This window comes from Pleurocapsa minor HA4230-MV1 (assembly GCA_019359095.1).
GTDB classification, from domain to species: domain Bacteria; phylum Cyanobacteriota; class Cyanobacteriia; order Cyanobacteriales; family Xenococcaceae; genus Waterburya; species Waterburya minor.
Genome location: JAHHHZ010000020.1, coordinates 298,416 through 315,433 on the forward strand (window position 1 = coordinate 298,416; position 17,018 = coordinate 315,433).

At 39.0% G+C, this 17,018-nt stretch carries 14 protein-coding genes; 10 read left to right on the top strand and 4 right to left on the bottom strand.

What is annotated here, in order from left to right; all coding sequences use genetic code 11:
- The first annotated feature begins 106 nt into the window (after positions 1-106).
- The 4 genes from KME09_11950 to KME09_11965 all read left to right on the top strand — a co-directional run bounded on the left by KME09_11950 (position 107) and on the right by KME09_11965 (position 3,765).
- Complete coding sequence (locus KME09_11950; protein MBW4534638.1) at positions 107-628, top strand: thermonuclease family protein; 522 nt, start codon at positions 107-109, stop codon at positions 626-628.
- The gene (locus tag KME09_11955) at positions 625-1,449 is read left to right on the top strand and encodes an inositol monophosphatase (GenBank protein ID MBW4534639.1); all 825 of its coding nucleotides are present in this window, start codon (positions 625-627) and stop codon (positions 1,447-1,449) included. The genes KME09_11950 and KME09_11955 overlap by 4 nt, the downstream gene beginning before the upstream one ends.
- 121 nt (positions 1,450-1,570) lie before the next feature.
- On the top strand, positions 1,571-2,623 hold the full coding sequence (locus KME09_11960) for a CHAT domain-containing protein (protein MBW4534640.1): 1,053 nt from the start codon (positions 1,571-1,573) through the stop codon (positions 2,621-2,623).
- Between the two features lie 95 nt (positions 2,624-2,718).
- The gene (locus KME09_11965; protein ID MBW4534641.1) at positions 2,719-3,765 is read left to right on the top strand and encodes a tetratricopeptide repeat protein; all 1,047 of its coding nucleotides are present in this window, start codon (positions 2,719-2,721) and stop codon (positions 3,763-3,765) included.
- A gap of 116 nt (positions 3,766-3,881) precedes the next feature.
- On the opposite strand, the gene KME09_11970 is transcribed toward KME09_11965, so the two are convergent.
- Positions 3,882-4,907 carry a DUF1517 domain-containing protein gene (locus KME09_11970; protein ID MBW4534642.1) on the bottom strand — a complete coding sequence of 342 codons (1,026 nt, stop codon included), beginning with the start codon at positions 4,905-4,907 and terminating at the stop codon, positions 3,882-3,884.
- Positions 4,908-5,770: 863 nt separating this feature from the next.
- On the opposite strand from KME09_11970, the gene KME09_11975 reads away from it, so the two are divergent.
- The 4 genes from KME09_11975 to glcD all read left to right on the top strand — a co-directional run bounded on the left by KME09_11975 (position 5,771) and on the right by glcD (position 10,403).
- Entirely contained in the window at positions 5,771-6,760 is a 990-nt protein-coding gene (locus tag KME09_11975; GenBank protein MBW4534643.1) for a DnaJ domain-containing protein, read from the top strand.
- Between the two features lie 140 nt (positions 6,761-6,900).
- Positions 6,901-8,115 carry an ATP phosphoribosyltransferase regulatory subunit gene (locus tag KME09_11980; protein ID MBW4534644.1) on the top strand — a complete coding sequence of 405 codons (1,215 nt, stop codon included), beginning with the start codon at positions 6,901-6,903 and terminating at the stop codon, positions 8,113-8,115.
- 159 nt (positions 8,116-8,274) lie between these two features.
- Complete coding sequence (locus KME09_11985) at positions 8,275-8,844, top strand: Uma2 family endonuclease (protein ID MBW4534645.1); 570 nt, start codon at positions 8,275-8,277, stop codon at positions 8,842-8,844.
- Positions 8,845-8,912: 68 nt separating this feature from the next.
- Positions 8,913-10,403, top strand: coding sequence for a glycolate oxidase subunit GlcD (glcD, locus tag KME09_11990; GenBank protein MBW4534646.1), 1,491 nt, complete (start codon positions 8,913-8,915; stop codon positions 10,401-10,403).
- Positions 10,404-10,641: 238 nt separating this feature from the next.
- Here the strand turns inward: glcD and KME09_11995 are convergent, their stop codons facing one another.
- A complete protein-coding gene (locus KME09_11995; GenBank protein ID MBW4534647.1) occupies positions 10,642-12,009 on the bottom strand; it encodes an NAD-dependent succinate-semialdehyde dehydrogenase in 1,368 nt (455 codons plus the stop codon).
- Positions 12,010-12,561: 552 nt separating this feature from the next.
- Here KME09_11995 and KME09_12000 point away from each other — a divergent pair.
- The gene (locus KME09_12000; GenBank protein ID MBW4534648.1) at positions 12,562-13,353 is read left to right on the top strand and encodes a Crp/Fnr family transcriptional regulator; all 792 of its coding nucleotides are present in this window, start codon (positions 12,562-12,564) and stop codon (positions 13,351-13,353) included.
- A 13-nt stretch (positions 13,354-13,366) separates the two neighbouring features.
- Here KME09_12000 and KME09_12005 read toward each other — a convergent pair whose 3' ends face one another.
- Both KME09_12005 and KME09_12010 read right to left on the bottom strand, forming a co-directional pair.
- Positions 13,367-14,122 carry a response regulator transcription factor gene (locus KME09_12005; GenBank protein ID MBW4534649.1) on the bottom strand — a complete coding sequence of 252 codons (756 nt, stop codon included), beginning with the start codon at positions 14,120-14,122 and terminating at the stop codon, positions 13,367-13,369.
- A gap of 28 nt (positions 14,123-14,150) precedes the next feature.
- The gene (locus KME09_12010) at positions 14,151-14,759 is read right to left on the bottom strand and encodes a DUF938 domain-containing protein (protein MBW4534650.1); all 609 of its coding nucleotides are present in this window, start codon (positions 14,757-14,759) and stop codon (positions 14,151-14,153) included.
- 721 nt (positions 14,760-15,480) lie between these two features.
- On the opposite strand from KME09_12010, the gene KME09_12015 reads away from it, so the two are divergent.
- A complete protein-coding gene (locus KME09_12015) occupies positions 15,481-16,938 on the top strand; it encodes a DASH family cryptochrome (GenBank protein MBW4534651.1) in 1,458 nt (485 codons plus the stop codon).
- Positions 16,939-17,018: the final 80 nt, after the last annotated feature.

Genomic DNA, 17,018 nt, shown 5'->3' on the forward strand with positions numbered 1-17,018 from the left:
TAAATCAGATTTGATCCCTTTGCGTCTTTGCGTCTTTGCGCGAGACCTACAATCAAAATATTAAGTGCAACCTTAAGAAGAAATGGTATAAGAAATCCAATAAATAATGAAGATTAAAACTATTATTATCTGCTGCTGTTTAATCCTGTTATTTGGATGCAAGAAGCCACCTGAGCCAAAGAACTTGTATTTAGGAGAAGTAACGCGAGTAGTTAGTGGTCAAGCAGTGGAAGTAATCTTGACAGGTACATCTAAGGTGGTCAAAGTGAGAATTGCAGGGATTGATGCTCCCGACTGGCGACAGTCTCCTTGGGGAGAAACAGCCAAGCAAAAGCTAACAGAATTAGTCATGAGCAAGCCGATCAAAATTGAGGCAGAAAATCTAACCCGCGATCGCTATAATCGTCTTCTAGGACATCTTTGGCAGGATAAAACTTTAATTAGTCAAGAGTTACTTAAATCAGGATGTGTGCTGGTAAACGATAGAGATCCCCATTCATATAGTAAGCTGCTTATGGAGTCTCAAGAATATGCCCGCTTAATGGGTTACGGAATTTGGAATCCAAAGCTGGCAATGCGCTACACTCCTAGTCAATTTCGTTCAATGAATCCTCAACTAATTAAATGACTCAACCTACCTCCGAACAACTACAGATTTTTCTCGATGTCGCCACCGCCTCAGTATTGGCTGCGGGAGCAGTATTAAAAGAACGTTGGGGCAAATTAAATGATATTCAAGAAAAAGGTCGTCCTGGGGATTTAGTAACAGAAGCGGACAAGCTAGCAGAAGCAGAAGTCCTCAAAGTTTTAAAGCGTCATCTTCCCGAGCATCAAATCTTAGCAGAAGAGTCGGGAGCATTAGGTAATGCTGATAGTGAATATCTTTGGGCGATCGATCCTTTGGACGGTACAACTAACTATGCTCATGGCTTACCTTTAGTGGCAACCTCTGTCGGCTTGATGATTAATGGTGTTCCTGCGGTGGGTGCTGTATATAATCCTTTCAGTGATGAGCTATTTCAAGCAGCAACAGGGTTAGGCGCAACCTGTAATCGTCGTCCGATTAGAGTTTCAGCAACTAAAGAATTGAGCAAAAGCCTCTTAATTACTGGTTTTGCCTACGATCGACGGGAAACCAACGACAATAATTATGCAGAATTCTGTCATCTAACTCATTTAACTCAAGGAGTGCGTCGCTTAGGATGCGCTTCGATGGATCTGGCTGGAGTAGCCTGCGGTAGACTAGACGGCTATTGGGAACGAGGAATTCAACCCTGGGATATGGCAGCAGGAATCGTCATCTTAAGAGAAGCGGGAGGCAAGGTAACTGCATATGATGGCAGTCCTCTAGATATTGCTTCTGGTCGGATCTTGGCAACCAACAGCTTGATTCATACTGAATTGAGTAAAGCTCTGGGTGAAACTCCTGCATTAAAAAAATGGCAGTAATAACCAACTAACATTAACTCCAAATCGCCAATCGCGATCGCTGTCTGCATTAGCTTCTCAACTTTGTCATAAAATGTCAGTATGAGTCTTGCTATATCAATATCCTGTAGAGAGATGGCACATGAAGAAAATTTTAATTATCTCAGCCAATCCAAAAAATACAGATAAGCTGCGCCTAGATGAAGAGATGCGAGAAATTCAGGCAGCTCTAAAACAATCCCAAAATAGAGAACAGTTTCAAACTGTTACGCTCTTGGCAGTGCGAGTTGAAGATCTGCGTCGTGCTTTATTAGAGTATCAACCAACTATTGTTCATTTTTCGGGGCATGGTTCTGGCACTAATGGTTTAGCCTTGGAAAATAATTCTGGGGAAATACAACTAGTAAGTACAGAATCTTTAGCAAGGTTATTTGGTTTGTTTCAGAGTTCAATAGAGTGTGTTTTACTGAATGCCTGTTATTCACAAGCCCAAGCTGAAGCAATTCATCAACATATTGATTATGTAGTGGGCATGAATCGGGCAATTGGGGATGTCGCAGCCATTGAGTTTGCTATTGGATTTTATGATGGGCTGTTTGCTGGCAGATCCTATGAAGAATGTTTTGAAGTTGGCTGTGCTTCTATTGACTTGCAGGGTATTCCAGAACATTCAACCCCACAGCTAAAAGCAAGGCGGAGGTCTTCTTTTCCTATTGAAGACAGTATAAAAGAACGCAAACAATCAGAAGTTGAAAACGAATCAATTCAGGCTATTACACCAGAAAAACCTTCACAATCAATTGTTTTTAATGGTGGTAGTTATTCAGGACAAATAGGACAAGCAGGCGGGAACCTGAAACAAAATCAGTACAATAATCAAGAGAGTGTGGAGAAACAATTATCTCTCACAGAGGTTGTTGAACTAATAGAAAAAATTGAATCTTTATTTAGCCATTCAGATTTACCTGATAATCAAAAGAAACAAGCTCTGAAACATATAGATTATGCCAAGGATGCAGTTCAAGAAAAAGAACCAGACAAAAATATTGCTGCAAAAAGTTTACAAAAAGCCACTCAAGTTTTGAAAGAAGCGAACGAAACTTTGGGTGTAGGTCAAGGGCTTTGGCAGAAGTTAGAACCAATTGCTAAACAATTAGTTCCTTGGTTAGGAATTGCCGCAAGAAGTTTCATTTAACTTTCAAATAACCTAATTGCATAGTAGAAATAATAAAACCTATTATAGATCAAATTAGGTAAATAAAACTTAGGTAATAGTTTGGTTAATAACTTATGAATCAACAACCAAATTCTCAGCAAAATTTCGAGAGTGATAATTCCTTATTTAGGAAATCACAGATTGGGCAAGCTGGAGATAATCTTAGCCAAATTCAGAATATTAATATATTTAGTTTTTTTAAGTTATCTATTAAATTAGATCCTAAATATACCCTTGCTTATAAAGGTCTCGGCGATGTTTGCTACGAACAAGGAGAATATGACCAAGCCATTGCTGATTACAGTTCAGCTATTAAATTAGATCCTAAATATGCCTATGCTTACAACGGTCGCGGTTATGCTTATTACGAAAAAGGAGAATATGACCTGGCTATTGCTGATTACAATTCAGCTATTAAATTAGACTCTAAATTTACCTATGCTTACAACAATCGCGGACGTGCTTACACAGCGAAAGGAGAAAATGACCTGGCCATTGCTGATTATAGTTCAGCTATCAAATTAGATTCTAAATTTACCTATGCTTACAATCTTCGTGGACTTGCTTACTCTAGAAAAGGAGAAAATGACCAAGCCATTGCTGATTACAGTTCAGCTATCAAATTAGATTCTAAATTTACCTATGCTTACATCGGTCGCGGCTATGCTTACTATGGAAAAGGAGAATATGACTTTGCCATTGCTGATTACAGTGCAGCTATCAAATTAGATTCTAAATCTACTTTTGCTTACAATCTTCGTGGACGTGCTTACTACGAAAAAGAAGAATATGACTTTGCCATTGCTGATTACAGTGCAGCTATCAAATTAGACCCTAAATATACCTATGCTTATAACAATCGCGGCGATGCTTACTCTGAAAAAGGAGAATATGACTTTGCCATTGCTGATTACAGTTCAGCTATCAAATTAAACCCCAAAGATACCGATGCTTATAAAAAGCTAGGTGATGCTTATAAAAACAAAGGTAGTAAAGACCAAGCAATACGTAACTTCCAAAAAGTTATTGAATTAACTAAGAATAAAAATAATCCAAACAAGATAGAATTGTCTCTAAAAGCTGAAGCTGAAAAAGAAATTCAATCATTAAATAGGGAGTAGACACACGCCAAACAAAGTCCTCGGTAAATAGGAGATTAATGCGATCGCGGGTGAGAATTTCTACCCTGCCTCCTGCCCTTTTTTAATTTCATCGAATTCACGTGGATAAAATCGTTCTATCCTAACTGAATCATATCGGGATGTTCCAGAATAAATTCATCATTAGTTAAAGGTTCGTCTTCTGATTGAGGAGTCCAAAGTACTTCCAACTTCATTAAATCATCTTCACTAATCACAGCTAATTTTTCCAAAGTTAATTTTAATTCTTCACAAGAATGAATGCGATGGAATAGAGGTTCTTCTCCAGCAGAGCCGATTAAGATAGTTACAACGACATAAGCAGGTAAATTTAAATTATCGTTTGCTTGGTTGTGAGATTCATTTCTAGTCTCATCTGTATAATCACGAATTTTGCCATTGATATTGCTTACTGTTTCGCAGCTAAACTTACTTCTTTGAGCGATAGATAATCGATTAAAAGCTGCTTCAGCCTTATCCATTTTAATTGGAAAAGAACGAGATGAAATATGAGTCCAGTGTTCACTATTTCTTAGCAAAATAATCATTGATTCTTGCAAAAGCTCGATTAAACCTTGTTGTGTATTAGTATCAATACTTAGTGTCAATTGAGATAACTGTTTTGAGATTGCTATGGCTTCAGCAGTCAAGGCGATGTGTAATTTAGAAATAGTAACTTGACGATTTTTTAGCTCTGTTTCTTCTCTAGATTCTCTTTTTCTTACTTTTCGACTTACTTGGTTTTGAGCATAAATTGTATAGGCAATGCAGCCAAAAATACCAAAAAATACTAAGAAAAATAGTAAATCTAATAGATTAATATCTCCACCATGACCATAAGCACGATGATAAGAACTATTATGAATAATTACTGTGTTATTGTGATTTTTGCCTCGACTGGAGCGAGATCTTCTAGTTGTATTGCTAGAACTTGAAGAACGGCTTCTAAAAGAGCCTCCACCACTACGTCCTCCGCTTCTTTTAGCTAAAACTTGCTGACTAAAATCAATCTGACTATTTAAAAAATTAGCTTGAATAGGAAGGTCTGTAATATTTAATAATGTAAAAGCAAAAAATGTACTCAACAGCAAATTACTTTTACTTGCTTTTTTTTGATTTACCATTTATCTAAAAATATTTTGAATTTTAAATACAAAAGTACTAAATAATGAGAACGGCTAAAGTATAGCTTTCCCAAATATTCGATAATAATGATCTAAATCACGAAAATACATCAGATAAGCTGTAACAAATTTAATTTAATTTAATTGATAGTAAATTCACTCAAAGTAGGTGTGAGAAAGTTTTTGCTAATGTTGTCTAATTGTATTATAAATAAAATAATTTTAAACTTTTTTATAATAGTTAATCGTCAATAACCCCAGGGCTATTTCATTCTCATATATCCAGAGAATTTATTCTCTGTCTAAGTAGATTAAGTCCGTTTAAACGAACTTTAATTTTAAGCCAAGAAATTTATTTCTTGGTTCACTACAGTTAGAACAAAATAGCCCTGTCAATAACCCTGCATAGATGTCTATTACTTAAAGTAAATATAACTGGTAGTTCAAGCGAGTAATAAGAATATAGCGATCGCTTTAATTAAAAGGCTTCAGCTAGACGGGATCTTACTTAATGATTAAAATCTAATTTTTTGCTCAAAATAAGTTGCCGAAATCAGCTTTAGAAGACAAAATTGTACAGATACAAAATCAATTAGCTCTAAATTCTGGAATTGAATAATTAACTTTGTGGTTATTTCCTCAGAACTTTGGGGAACTATATTAAGACAGCGTTCAATCTACAGCGAATTTCAGTTGAATAGAACCCATTACCTATTATCTATTACCTATTATCTATTACCTACTACCCATTACCCATTACTTCGATAAATTAATCTGTCTACTCAATCGAAAACTACTGTAAATTGACGTTTCCTCCACCAGGATATGTTTGACTGCTGGCTCATTTATATCTTTATTTTTATATGTCTTTTGCGATTAAACAGGGACTTTTTAAACTCAATATCACCGATCACCACGCCATATTAGGTGTATCAATTGACGCTGAAGCGAAGCAAATTCGTGGACAGTATCTCAAAATAGCGCAACAGCTACATCCAGATAAGTGTCGCTCTGATCCAGCTAAAGCCAGAACAGCAGAACAGATTTTATCAAGATTGGTTAATCCTGCTTATGAGCAACTATCGCGCAAAAGCGCTTTTGCTGAACACCAATTAGTTTTGACTCAAATTGGCAAAAAACTAGCGGCTAATAAAAATAATTTGCCAGTTAAAAGCCAGTTGGCTCAGGATTTGCTCAAAGCTGGAGATGGTGCTGAGTTAGTTTATCTTAAGCTGTTAAAACAATTAACTACCGAGCAATATCAATCTTTGTCACAATCAGGAGAGCTAATTGAAGCCATTAGTGAGCTAAATTTAGTTTACTTAATGTTAAAAAGCGATCGCGGAATTAACCGTAGTCGTATTCCAGCAGCTCCCGCTCCAGCTCAACCCAGTCAAGTTCCTGTAACTCCAACCCAGTCTTCTGTAACTCCAACCCAGTCTTCTGTAGCTCCCAGCCCTGTAGAAGAACCGACCACAGATTCACGAGTTAATGCTTTTATCGCTCGAGCGCAACAGTACATCTCTAAGGGAGAATTCGATCAAGCAATCCAAGAATTAAAAGATGCTTTAAGAATTAATCCTAATCATGGTGTTACTCATGCCGTAATGGGTAGAGCTTATCTGCATAAAAAGCAGTTGACTATGGCAAAAGTTCATATTGACAAAGCTTTTCAAGCTGAACCCCATAATGAAATTGTGATGGAAAGCAAAAAAGCTCTGGATAGGTTAAATAGAACAACCAATCAATCTAAAACATCTCATCCTGGTAGTGATAGTAAATCTACTGACAAAAATAACAAACCTGGGAATAGTGGTTTCTTTAGTGGTTTTTTTGGGCCGAAAAAAAAGTAAGATGACACCAGTAGATATTGCATTCAATATCTAAGTCGAAAGTTTTGGTGCATTTTGTCAAGAAGAATGCACTGGAAGTACTCTAGCGAGCAAGTAGATCTCGCTCATTTGGCTTGTCGCAATTCTTACACTTATTAGAAATGATCTATCAACCACCCGCTGGAGCAAGAGACTTATTACCTTTAGAGGTAGAGCAAAAACGTTGGATTAACGATCGCCTTCAGCATCAGTTTCAAACCTGGGGCTATCAGCGGATTGTCACCTCTACTCTAGAATGGCTAGATACCCTAACAGCAGGTGGGGCAATTAGACCAGATAAGGTAATTCAACTGCGTAACAATGGGGAACATGCTTTAGGTTTACGACCTGAACTTACTGCTTCGATCGCCCGTGCAGCAGTGACACGCATGGCTGGTAATAGCGATCCGCAGCGTCTTTGCTATCGTGCCAACGTATTTCGTAATGCCTCTGGCAGCCATCATGGTCGTCAGCTAGAGTTTTATCAAGCAGGTGTCGAATTACTATTTGCTGGTGGTGTCTTAGCCGATGCCGAAACAATTTTGTTGTTGGCAGAATGTTTACATGATTTGGAAATTCCCGATTGGTCAATTTTATTGGGGGAAGCTGGATTAACGCGATCGCTGTTAGCAGTTTTCCCCGCAGCAATCCGCACCTCAGTCCGTAACTGTATTGCTAATCTAGACCGTATTACCCTTGAAGGTTTAGAGCTAGACCCAGAGCTAAAAAAACAGGCTTTAGTTTTATTTGACCTGAGAGGTAAGCCAGAAGATGTGCTGAATAAAATATCTACTCTGGATTTAGACGCTGATGCCCAAGCAACGGTAAATAATCTTAAATCCCTGATTGAATTGCTCAACAGTAGCTCAGAAAAACCGCTCCCCCTAACTTTAGATTTGAGTCTGCTACAAACTTTTGATTACTATACGGGAATAGTGTTTAAGGTCGTTAGTTTCCAAGATCATCAATCTTATGTTCTAGCTGAAGGCGGACGCTACGATCAATTACTCGGACTATACGATCCCCAAGGAAAGACCTCTCCAGGCATTGGCTTTTACCTCTCTATTGAAGATCTACACTCTTGTCTATTGGCTACCAATAAATTACCGCAACAAGCACCCAGTAGTGACTGTTTAGTTATTCCTACCTCTCCAGCAGCAGCATCGGCAGCGCTGCAATATGCTCGCCAGCTAAGACAAGAAAAGTCCGTTAAAGTAGAAGTAGAATTAAGCGATCGCCCAGCAGCAGCAGTTAAGCAATATGCTCAAACCTGTCGCATCGAGCAATTAATCTGGATTGAAGCGGATGGTACGCCTAAAATTGAACAACTTGATTAATTTAGAACCACGGATTCTGTTTTCAATCTTAAACTAAAAGCGATCGCGGTTTTTTCCAGCCTGTTTTTGGATTACAAACCCTCATTAGAAGTGGTTGAAGTTGCGATCGCTTTACTTCAAATGGTTATCATGGATAATGAAAGTATAGTCAAAAATAAAATGAATTTACCTAATCAGACTATATCTAAACCGACATTGGCAGAATTCTTGCAACTTGTCGAAACAAAGCCAGAACAAGAATATCTAGCAGGAGAAATATCTCAGAAGCCGATGCCACAAGGAGAGCATAGTGTTTTGCAAGCTGGGTTGGTTACAGAAATTAATCGAGTAGGGAAACCACAAAAGCTAGCCTGTGCCTTTCCAGAGTTGCGTTGTACTTTTGCAGGAAGTTCTATTGTTCCTGATGTAGCGGTGTTTGAGTGGCAAAATATTCCCTTAAAAACCAGTGGAAGAATTGCTAATAAGTTTGAGGTTGCTCCAGATTGGACAATTGAAATATTATCTCCTAATCAATCTCCCAATCGAGTGATTAGAAAAATTACTTTTTGTTTGAGTCAAGGTACAAAACTAGGCTGGTTGATCGATCCTGAAGATGAATCAGTGGTGGTTTTTGAACCAAATGTAACACCCGTAGTCAAAGCCGATCGTGATATTTTGTTGGTTTTAGAAGCTTTAGCTAGTTATCAACTTTCAGCAGCAAATTTATTTAGTTGGTTAAATTTTGATTGAATTAGCTCAATTCATCAAGTCAGATATCATGATCGATAGGGAGAAAATAACCAGATTTAATAATTGCGATGGTTTTAAGTAAGCTTTTTCTAGCTAAGAAAGACAAGTGGCAGCCGATAGTAAAACAGCTTGAAGATATAGTTGGTAAGGATGGCGTGATCCAGCGAAAAGAAGAACTGCTGACATACGAGTGTGATGGTTTGGCGAGCTATCGTCAGCGTCCCGCTTTGGTGGTTTTACCCCGCACCACAGAAGAGGTCGCTGCTGCGGTTAAAATATGCCATGACCATAATATACCGTGGGTTGCTAGGGGTGCAGGGACGGGTCTATCTGGTGGTGCTTTGCCTCATGGGGAGGGAGTGCTAATTGTAACAGCGAGAATGAATCAAATCTTAGCTCAAGACCTAGATAATCACTGTATTACTGTCCAACCAGGAGTAATTAACAACTGGGTGACTCAGGCGGTAAGTGGAGCAGGTTTTTATTATGCTCCCGATCCTTCCAGTCAGATTATTTGTTCGATTGGCGGGAATGTGGCGGAAAACTCTGGGGGAGTTCATTGTCTAAAGTATGGTGTAACTACCAACCATGTTTTAAGCCTCAAGCTAGTCACTACCGAAGGCGAGATTATTGATGTCGGCGGTATGGTACCTGAGATGCCTGGATACGACTTAACAGGTCTATTTGTAGGCTCTGAGGGGACTTTGGGGATTGCCACCGAAATTACTCTACGAATTCTCAAGCGTCCTGAATCGGTATTTGTCTTATTAGCTAACTTCCCAACTGTAGAAGATTCGGGAGCAGCGGTAGCCGAAATTATTAGTTCGGGCATCATTCCTGCGGGAATGGAAATTATGGACAATTTGAGTATTAATGCTGTAGAAGACATTGTTAATACAGGTTGCTACGATCGCCAAGCAGCAGCAGTATTATTAGTCGAATTAGACGGTTTAAAAGTAGAAGTAGAAGCTTATCAAGCAAAAGTTGAGTCGATCTGTCGCCAGCATCACGCGACAGGGATTACTAGTGCTGATGATTTAGATACTCGCGCCAAACTATGGAAGGGTAGAAAGGCTGCTTTTGCCGCAGCAGGAAAAATGAGTCCTAATTATTTTGTTCAGGATGGAGTAATTCCTCGCACCAAGCTGGTAGAAGTGCTAGCGGAAATCAATGCCTTAAGCGATCGCTATGGCTATAAAATCGCCAATGTGTTCCATGCGGGCGATGGCAATCTTCACCCCTTGATTCTCTATGATAATGATGTGCCAGGAGCATTTGCTACGGTAGAAGAAATTGGTGGCGAGATCCTCAAGCTGTGTGTCGATGCAGGAGGTAGTTTATCAGGAGAGCATGGTATTGGTGCAGATAAAAACTGCTATATGCCCTATATGTTTAACTCTACAGATCTCGAAACCATGCAGTATATTCGCACGGCATTAAACCAAAAAGGATTGGCTAATCCAGATAAAATCTTTCCAACTCCTCGTAGTTGTGGAGAAGCAGCAAATGCTCAGAAGATCCAGCAGAGTCAGCAGTTTAAAGATGCAGAACTATATTAACAAGCTGACAGATGTGCTGTTGTGATTGAGCTTAATTGATCGTACCCCCACCCCAATGCTGTTCGGTTAACGATTGTTGTTTAAGATTTGGGACAATAATCATATTATATGAACTCCGTTTAAACAATTCCAATTAAAACTCGCGCAAAGACGCAGAAGCGCAAAGATTTTATTAAAAGCACTTAAGCGGACTTGATATTATCTCCCTACTTCCTATTTCCTATTTCCTACTTCCTATTTACTTAATCCAAATAGTTTTAATATTGACAAACTCATGAATCCCCTGGCTACTTAATTCTCGACCATAGCCCGAGCGCTTGATTCCACCGAAAGGTAAACGAGGATCGGACTTAACCATCCCGTTGATAAATACTGCTCCCGCTTCGATTTCGCTAACTAAACGCTGGCTTTCTTCAGGATTGTTCGTCCAGGCACTAGCGCCTAAACCAAAGGGAATATGATTGGCTAAAGCGATCGCCTGATCAAGATTTTGAACGCGAAATAACAATGCTACAGGGCCAAAAAACTCTTCTTGCGCCGTCGCCGAATTCACAGGGATATCTATCAAAATTGTGGGGGGATAATAATTGCCTGGACGATCTGTAATTGGCTCTCCACCAGTTAAAATCTTGGCTCCCTGCTGCACTGCTGCTTTAACCTGCTGGTCTAACTCTGAGCGAATACTTTCTGTTGCTAATGGGCCAATATCGGTATCTTTGTGCATTGGATCGCCGATAGTTAGAGCTTGAAACTGGTTTAATAGTTGTTCTTGAAAGCGATCGCCGATACTTTCTGCCACAATAAACCGTTTAGCAGCAATACAAGACTGTCCATTATTCAGCATTCTAGCTTTAACTGCCGTGCTGACTGCCTCCTCGATATCGGCACTTTCCAGGACAATAAACGGATCGCTACCGCCTAATTCCAACACGACCTTTTTAATCTGTTGTCCCGCAACCGAGGCTAATGCTGCCCCTGCTGGCTCACTTCCAGTTAAAGTTGCTGCCTTGACGCGATCGTCTTCCACGATCGATTGAACCTGACTCGCACCAATTAATAAAGTTTGAAATGCCCCTGGAGGAAATCCAGCTTGCGCAATAATCGACTCGATCGCCAACGCACATTGAGGCACATTAGAAGCATGTTTAAGCAGCCCCACATTCCCCGCCATCAAAGCAGGCGCAGCAAAGCGAAATACCTGCCAGAAAGGGAAATTCCAGGGCATCACCGCCAAAATTGTACCTAAAGGCTGATATGCTACATAACTGTGGCTGGCATCACTAGCGATCGCTACATCGGCTAAAAATTCAGGTGCTTTTTCGGCATAAAAACGACAAACTTTAGCACACTTTTCCGCTTCGGCGATCGCACTTTGGAGCGTCTTACCCATTTCTGTGGTCATAATCTCCGCAAACTTAAGGGTATCTTGTTCTAAGATCTCTGCTGCTTGGTTCAACCACTGGCTACGTTGAGCAAAGGTTGTTTGGCGATATGACTTAAAAGTAGATTGTGCTAAAGCTAGCTTAGTTTCTATTTCAGCATCACTCAGAGGCGTAAAAGTTTTGAGAGTTTCCCCAGTTGCGGGGTTAATAGTTGCGATCGCCATATATCTTTATCTTGGTAGCTATATTTATCAGACTAGCTTCCTGATTTGCAAGGACTACTATTTTTATAGAAAACGTAATCATTAGTTGAATTCAATATACGGCGATCGCACTCTCCAAATCGCCCTTAAATCACTCTACGTTTTTATGATTTAAGTCAGAATTTACAGCAGTAGGATTGGTAAGATTATTTGGTCGTCTCAATTTTAATCAATCATGGAAAATGATCTAGTCCCTTTTTTGCTCGGAGTCGGCTTCTTAATCAGCTACTTAATTTTCTCCGCAGTAACGGAAATGGGAACTAAACTACCTTGGAAAAAATAAAATTAGTAAATTTTACTAGCTAAAAAATGCGACGAGATTTTTATCTTCTTACTCTCATGTCCAAATCTAGCTAAAATTAGGCAAAATCAGGTATTTTAAATCAAAGTAGAGCGTAAAAAATATTTAAATGGATTGAAACTTAATTAAAAATAGATCTAAATTGATTTTGAATTAGTAGAGGATTGTCCCAGAGTTGTTTAAACTTTTAATAGGTCGATAAGATTTCAATTATGAAAAAAGCTAATCAGCAATTGCCAAAATCAGAGTCAGCAGACAGTTTAGAAACGTTAACTCAGCATAATTTTTTATTTAAAGATTTAGACCCAGCTTTAATTGCCAAGTGTCTTAATTCCCAGCCGCTTGTTGTAGAAAAACTTTATTCAAGCCGTCCCATCTATACAGCATTTAAGCCTGACTCGACCTTAGAACATCTCTATGCAATAGTTGATGGTGGCCCAATTGTCGTCCGCAGCACTCCCTTAGACCGCATTATTGCCATTACTTACCGTAACAGTTGTTTTGGGATGCAAGACCTTGCTTTGAGCTATGGAAAGTTTTCACGCGCTTTTCCTAGCCTAGTAGAAGCCTATAAAACAACCGACGTTATTAAAATTCCTTTAGCAACTATCAGCTTAATCCATCAGGAATCTGAAGTGTTTCGCCAACGTTATGGATTAATGTTTGAGCTACAGCAAAAGTTTCAATATCATTTGCTTAACTGTAGTACCTATCCTCCTCAAGCAGTAGCAGCTTTGTTGCGGGCTTTAATTTATCAAGAAAGGGAATTAGGTAATCAACCTCAAGGAGATATGTTTGTTTTCGATCTGCCAGTAGAAGTCATTGCCAAGGCTTGTCAGTTAAACAACCGTACAGTGGAGCAAGTGCTTAAAGGTTTAACCAAAGCGGGAATGTTAAGACCTCATAAGGCGCAAAACGATCTGGTAACGGTGGTCGATCCTGAAGGGTTAAAGGTAGTGTATGGCGCGACTAGGGATAAAGTTGACTGGTGGCCTCTAAAGTAAATATTAAGTAAATTTAAAAAGCAATTACTGATATGACGAAGCTGGCGATCGCGATCAGCATTAAAATGATTCTTTGAATATAGCGTTGGCGATTAAATGGCGGTTGATAGTAAGCTCGGCGATTATGAGACTTTGTTCGGTAGAGCAGGCGAATTTCTTGAGCTGAGAGAGAATCAAAATCAAAAATAGGAGCTAAACTAGCTTTACTAATACCATTAGCTGAATTGCGAACTAAAGTATTGCTATTTTGTTTGATCTGAAGGCGCTGCTTTTTTAGGGCTGGTTGATAAATACTTTTGCGGTATCTTTGCAGATACAAGCTTTTTTTGGGGTACTTAACAATATTTACCGTTTGTTTGCGTTCGACTGTTTGGGTGAGTAAGTTACCTTCAGCGCGGGCATAGTTTGTACCCAAAGAATGAATCGCCCGTTTAAGATCCTGAATTAAACTATCTTTTGAAAGGTATCCTGATGCTCCTGCCCGTATAGCCTCGGTGATGTAACTCTGTTGTTTATGACTGCTTAACACAATTACTTTAGTATCGGGTACGTGTTTGCAGATATATTTCGTAGCCACAATACCGTTCATCTTGGGCATTTCAATATCGATTAAAACCAAGTCGGGCTGTAGTTTGATTACCTGAGTCACCGCACTATGACCATCTTGAGCTGTACCGACGATCTCTATTTCTGGCTCATGTTTTAAAATTGCTTTGATGCCTTCTAACATTAGATATTGATCGTCAGCTAGAAAAATTTTGATCTTCATAAAATATGCTGGTCTATAAGCTAAATATTCAGCGACTAAAGATAACGGATAAATTGTTAGCAGGCATTTCAATAACTTGCTGTAATTTTAAGTTTTGTGCTGCTGCTGTTTCGACTACCTCCTCTAAATCTCTCACGCCCCAAAGAGGATTGCGATCGCGTAAAGAATGGTCAAAACTGGCGTTGCTTGCAGCAGTATGCTCTCCATTACGCTTATATGGGCCATAGAAATAAAGAATGCCATCATCAGGTAAAATTTGTCCAGCCCCTTGAATTAAGCCTAAACAAGCCTGCCAAGGAGCAATATGAATCATGTTGATATTAACGATGGCGTTAATTTCGCGATTTTTCACCTGCTTTTGCCAATCGTTTTGGGTTACATCGATAAGCAAGGGTAACTCTAAATTATCCACAAGACAAGTATTTTTCCAAGCAAGAATGCTTTCCCTCGCCCCAAAATCAACATCAGAAGGAATCCAGCGACATAATTTTAACTCGGAAGCAAAGAAAATGGCATGTTCTCCCGTCCCACTCGCTATTTCTAGCACATTACTCTTGGTCGGTAAAGTTTCCGAGAGAATCTTGAGAATCGGCTCGCGATTACGTTGAGTCGCTGGGGCATATTGTCTGGAATCCATTGGTTAAAGTTCAATGATTTAAAACGAAGAGCAGTTAAATTAGCTATTCTATAATTAGAATTAAAATGTTTCAGGATAAGTTAGGTTAGGTTTAATAATTAAATAATGTTAAAGAATTAGGGAATGGGAAAAAATTTTAGTTTAACTCTTCATTACAAACTTGATATTTAATGTTGTTTATGTCTATTGCTGGAAAACGATCACTAGAATAGGTTAAAATCATACAATTAGCATCTAACAAATTACAGATACTGCTCGCGATGGATATTAAATTTATGGCTAAAAAAAGCAGTTTTTTTGTCCAATCAAATTTTTTTTGGAATAAGACTAAGTTGTAGATCCTATCAGTAAAAAACAATTTATATACATTTAATATTCATCTAGCTGCTGATTAAAGTTGGCGATTTAAGTAAGTAACAGCTTGTTCACAGTACCATTCAACCGACTTACTTGGACTATAGTACATAATCTGTTTAATAATTGTCATTAATTTAACACTATCGCAATTGATAAATAATAGCTTAGAAGCTAATTCTGGAGTTGTTATACTCGCAACATGATGAGTTCTTTTCAGTTGACTTAGTACACAGGCTTTTAAATCGTAATATTTATCTTTTAGATTCTGCATGGTTAAATTTCTAGCTTATTCACATCTATGTTTTCCTTCTTAAAACCAATTAAGACAACATTTTATATTACTTTTATAGTTTGAAATAATAAAATGACTCAAAGAATTTTAATTTGGTATCGCAGCGACTTGAGAGTTCACGATCTTCTGGCGCTAGATGAAGCGGTGGAGCAGCAGGCTGAGATTATTCCTGTATACTGTTTTGACGATCGCAATTTTGGCGAGACTTCTTTTGGATTTCCCAAAACGGGTAACTATCGCGCTCAGTTTTTAATTGAATCTGTGGCGGATTTGCGTGCTTCGTTTCAGAAATTAGGTAGTAATTTAGTAGTGCGTCGCGGTTTACCTGAAAAAATTATACCAGCGATCGCCGAGCAGTTAAAAGTAGATCGAGTTTGTTATAGTCAAGAGGTTACTAGCCAAGAGAAGCAAGTTGAGAAGAAGCTGAAGCAAGCTCTCTTGGCGAAAAATATTCAGGTAAATTCTTACTGGGAAGCAACGCTATATTTACCAGAGGATTTACCCTTTGCGATCGAACAAACTCCAGAGTTATATACCAACTTTCGTAAGCAGGTAGAGAAAAAGTCAGAGATTAATCAGTCTTTGACTGCGCCGAAGCAACTGCTACCTTTACCAGAAATTGAACCAGGGGAAATTCCTACCCTAATCGATTTTGGTCTATCTACTCCCGAATTGGATCGACGGGGGGTATTAAAATTTAAGGGGGGAGAAACTGAGGCAATTAAACGATTACAAGAATATTTTTGGCAGCAAGATTGCCTTAAAGATTACAAAGAAACCCGCAACGGGATGCTGGGGGCAAATTATTCTTCTAAGTTTTCCCCTTGGCTAGCTTTAGGCTGCATTTCCCCACGGTATATTAACGATCAGGTGATTAAATATGAGACAGAAAGAGTCAAAAACGACTCAACCTACTGGCTCGTCTTTGAACTTATCTGGCGCGACTTCTTCCGCTTTATTGTGGCTAAACATGGCAATCAGGTATTTAGGATTGAGGGAATGCAGGGAGTAGAAATTGCCTGGAAACAAGATTGGCAACGCTTCGATCTTTGGCGAGCAGGAAAAACTGGCTATCCGTTGATTGACGCCAATATGCGAGAAATAGCAGCCACTGGTTTTATGTCTAACCGTGGCAGACAAAATGTAGCTAGCTTCTTAACTAAAAATCTGGGTATCGACTGGCGCATGGGCGCAGAATGGTTTGAGTCGCTGCTGATTGATTACGATGTCTGTAGCAACTGGGGTAACTGGAATTACACTGCGGGGGTAGGTAACGATGCGCGAGGCTTTCGTTATTTTAATATTGCCAAGCAAACAAAAGACTACGATCCTCAAGGGCAATATATTAAACATTGGCTACCAGAATTAGCTTCTCTACCTGGAGATAAAGTTCGTGAGCCTGATAAGTTGACTCAAGATGAACAAGTACATTATGGAGTGAAGCTAGGGGTAGATTATCCTCGCCCTGTTGTGGACTTTTTTAAATCGGTTAAGGCTAATGAAAAGATCTATCTAGGAAGTAAGAAATAGGAAATAGGAAATAGGAAATAGGGAAGTAGAGAAGTAGGGAAGTAGGGAAGTAGGGAAGTAGGGAAGTAGGGAAGTAGGGA

What these genes read in the sequence shown, in the direction of transcription:
- KME09_11950 (MBW4534638.1), top strand. Translation starts at nt 107, where the DNA reads ATGAAGATTAAAACTATTATTATCTGCTGCTGTTTAATCCTGTTATTT.
- KME09_11955 (MBW4534639.1), top strand. Translation starts at nt 625, where the DNA reads ATGACTCAACCTACCTCCGAACAACTACAGATTTTTCTCGATGTCGCC.
- KME09_11960 (MBW4534640.1), top strand. Translation starts at nt 1,571, where the DNA reads ATGAAGAAAATTTTAATTATCTCAGCCAATCCAAAAAATACAGATAAG.
- KME09_11965 (MBW4534641.1), top strand. Translation starts at nt 2,719, where the DNA reads ATGAATCAACAACCAAATTCTCAGCAAAATTTCGAGAGTGATAATTCC.
- KME09_11970 (MBW4534642.1), bottom strand. Translation starts at nt 4,907, where the DNA reads ATGGTAAATCAAAAAAAAGCAAGTAAAAGTAATTTGCTGTTGAGTACA.
- KME09_11975 (MBW4534643.1), top strand. Translation starts at nt 5,771, where the DNA reads ATGTCTTTTGCGATTAAACAGGGACTTTTTAAACTCAATATCACCGAT.
- KME09_11980 (MBW4534644.1), top strand. Translation starts at nt 6,901, where the DNA reads ATGATCTATCAACCACCCGCTGGAGCAAGAGACTTATTACCTTTAGAG.
- KME09_11985 (MBW4534645.1), top strand. Translation starts at nt 8,275, where the DNA reads ATGAATTTACCTAATCAGACTATATCTAAACCGACATTGGCAGAATTC.
- glcD (MBW4534646.1), top strand. Translation starts at nt 8,913, where the DNA reads ATGGTTTTAAGTAAGCTTTTTCTAGCTAAGAAAGACAAGTGGCAGCCG.
- KME09_11995 (MBW4534647.1), bottom strand. Translation starts at nt 12,009, where the DNA reads ATGGCGATCGCAACTATTAACCCCGCAACTGGGGAAACTCTCAAAACT.
- KME09_12000 (MBW4534648.1), top strand. Translation starts at nt 12,562, where the DNA reads ATGAAAAAAGCTAATCAGCAATTGCCAAAATCAGAGTCAGCAGACAGT.
- KME09_12005 (MBW4534649.1), bottom strand. Translation starts at nt 14,122, where the DNA reads ATGAAGATCAAAATTTTTCTAGCTGACGATCAATATCTAATGTTAGAA.
- KME09_12010 (MBW4534650.1), bottom strand. Translation starts at nt 14,759, where the DNA reads ATGGATTCCAGACAATATGCCCCAGCGACTCAACGTAATCGCGAGCCG.
- KME09_12015 (MBW4534651.1), top strand. Translation starts at nt 15,481, where the DNA reads ATGACTCAAAGAATTTTAATTTGGTATCGCAGCGACTTGAGAGTTCAC.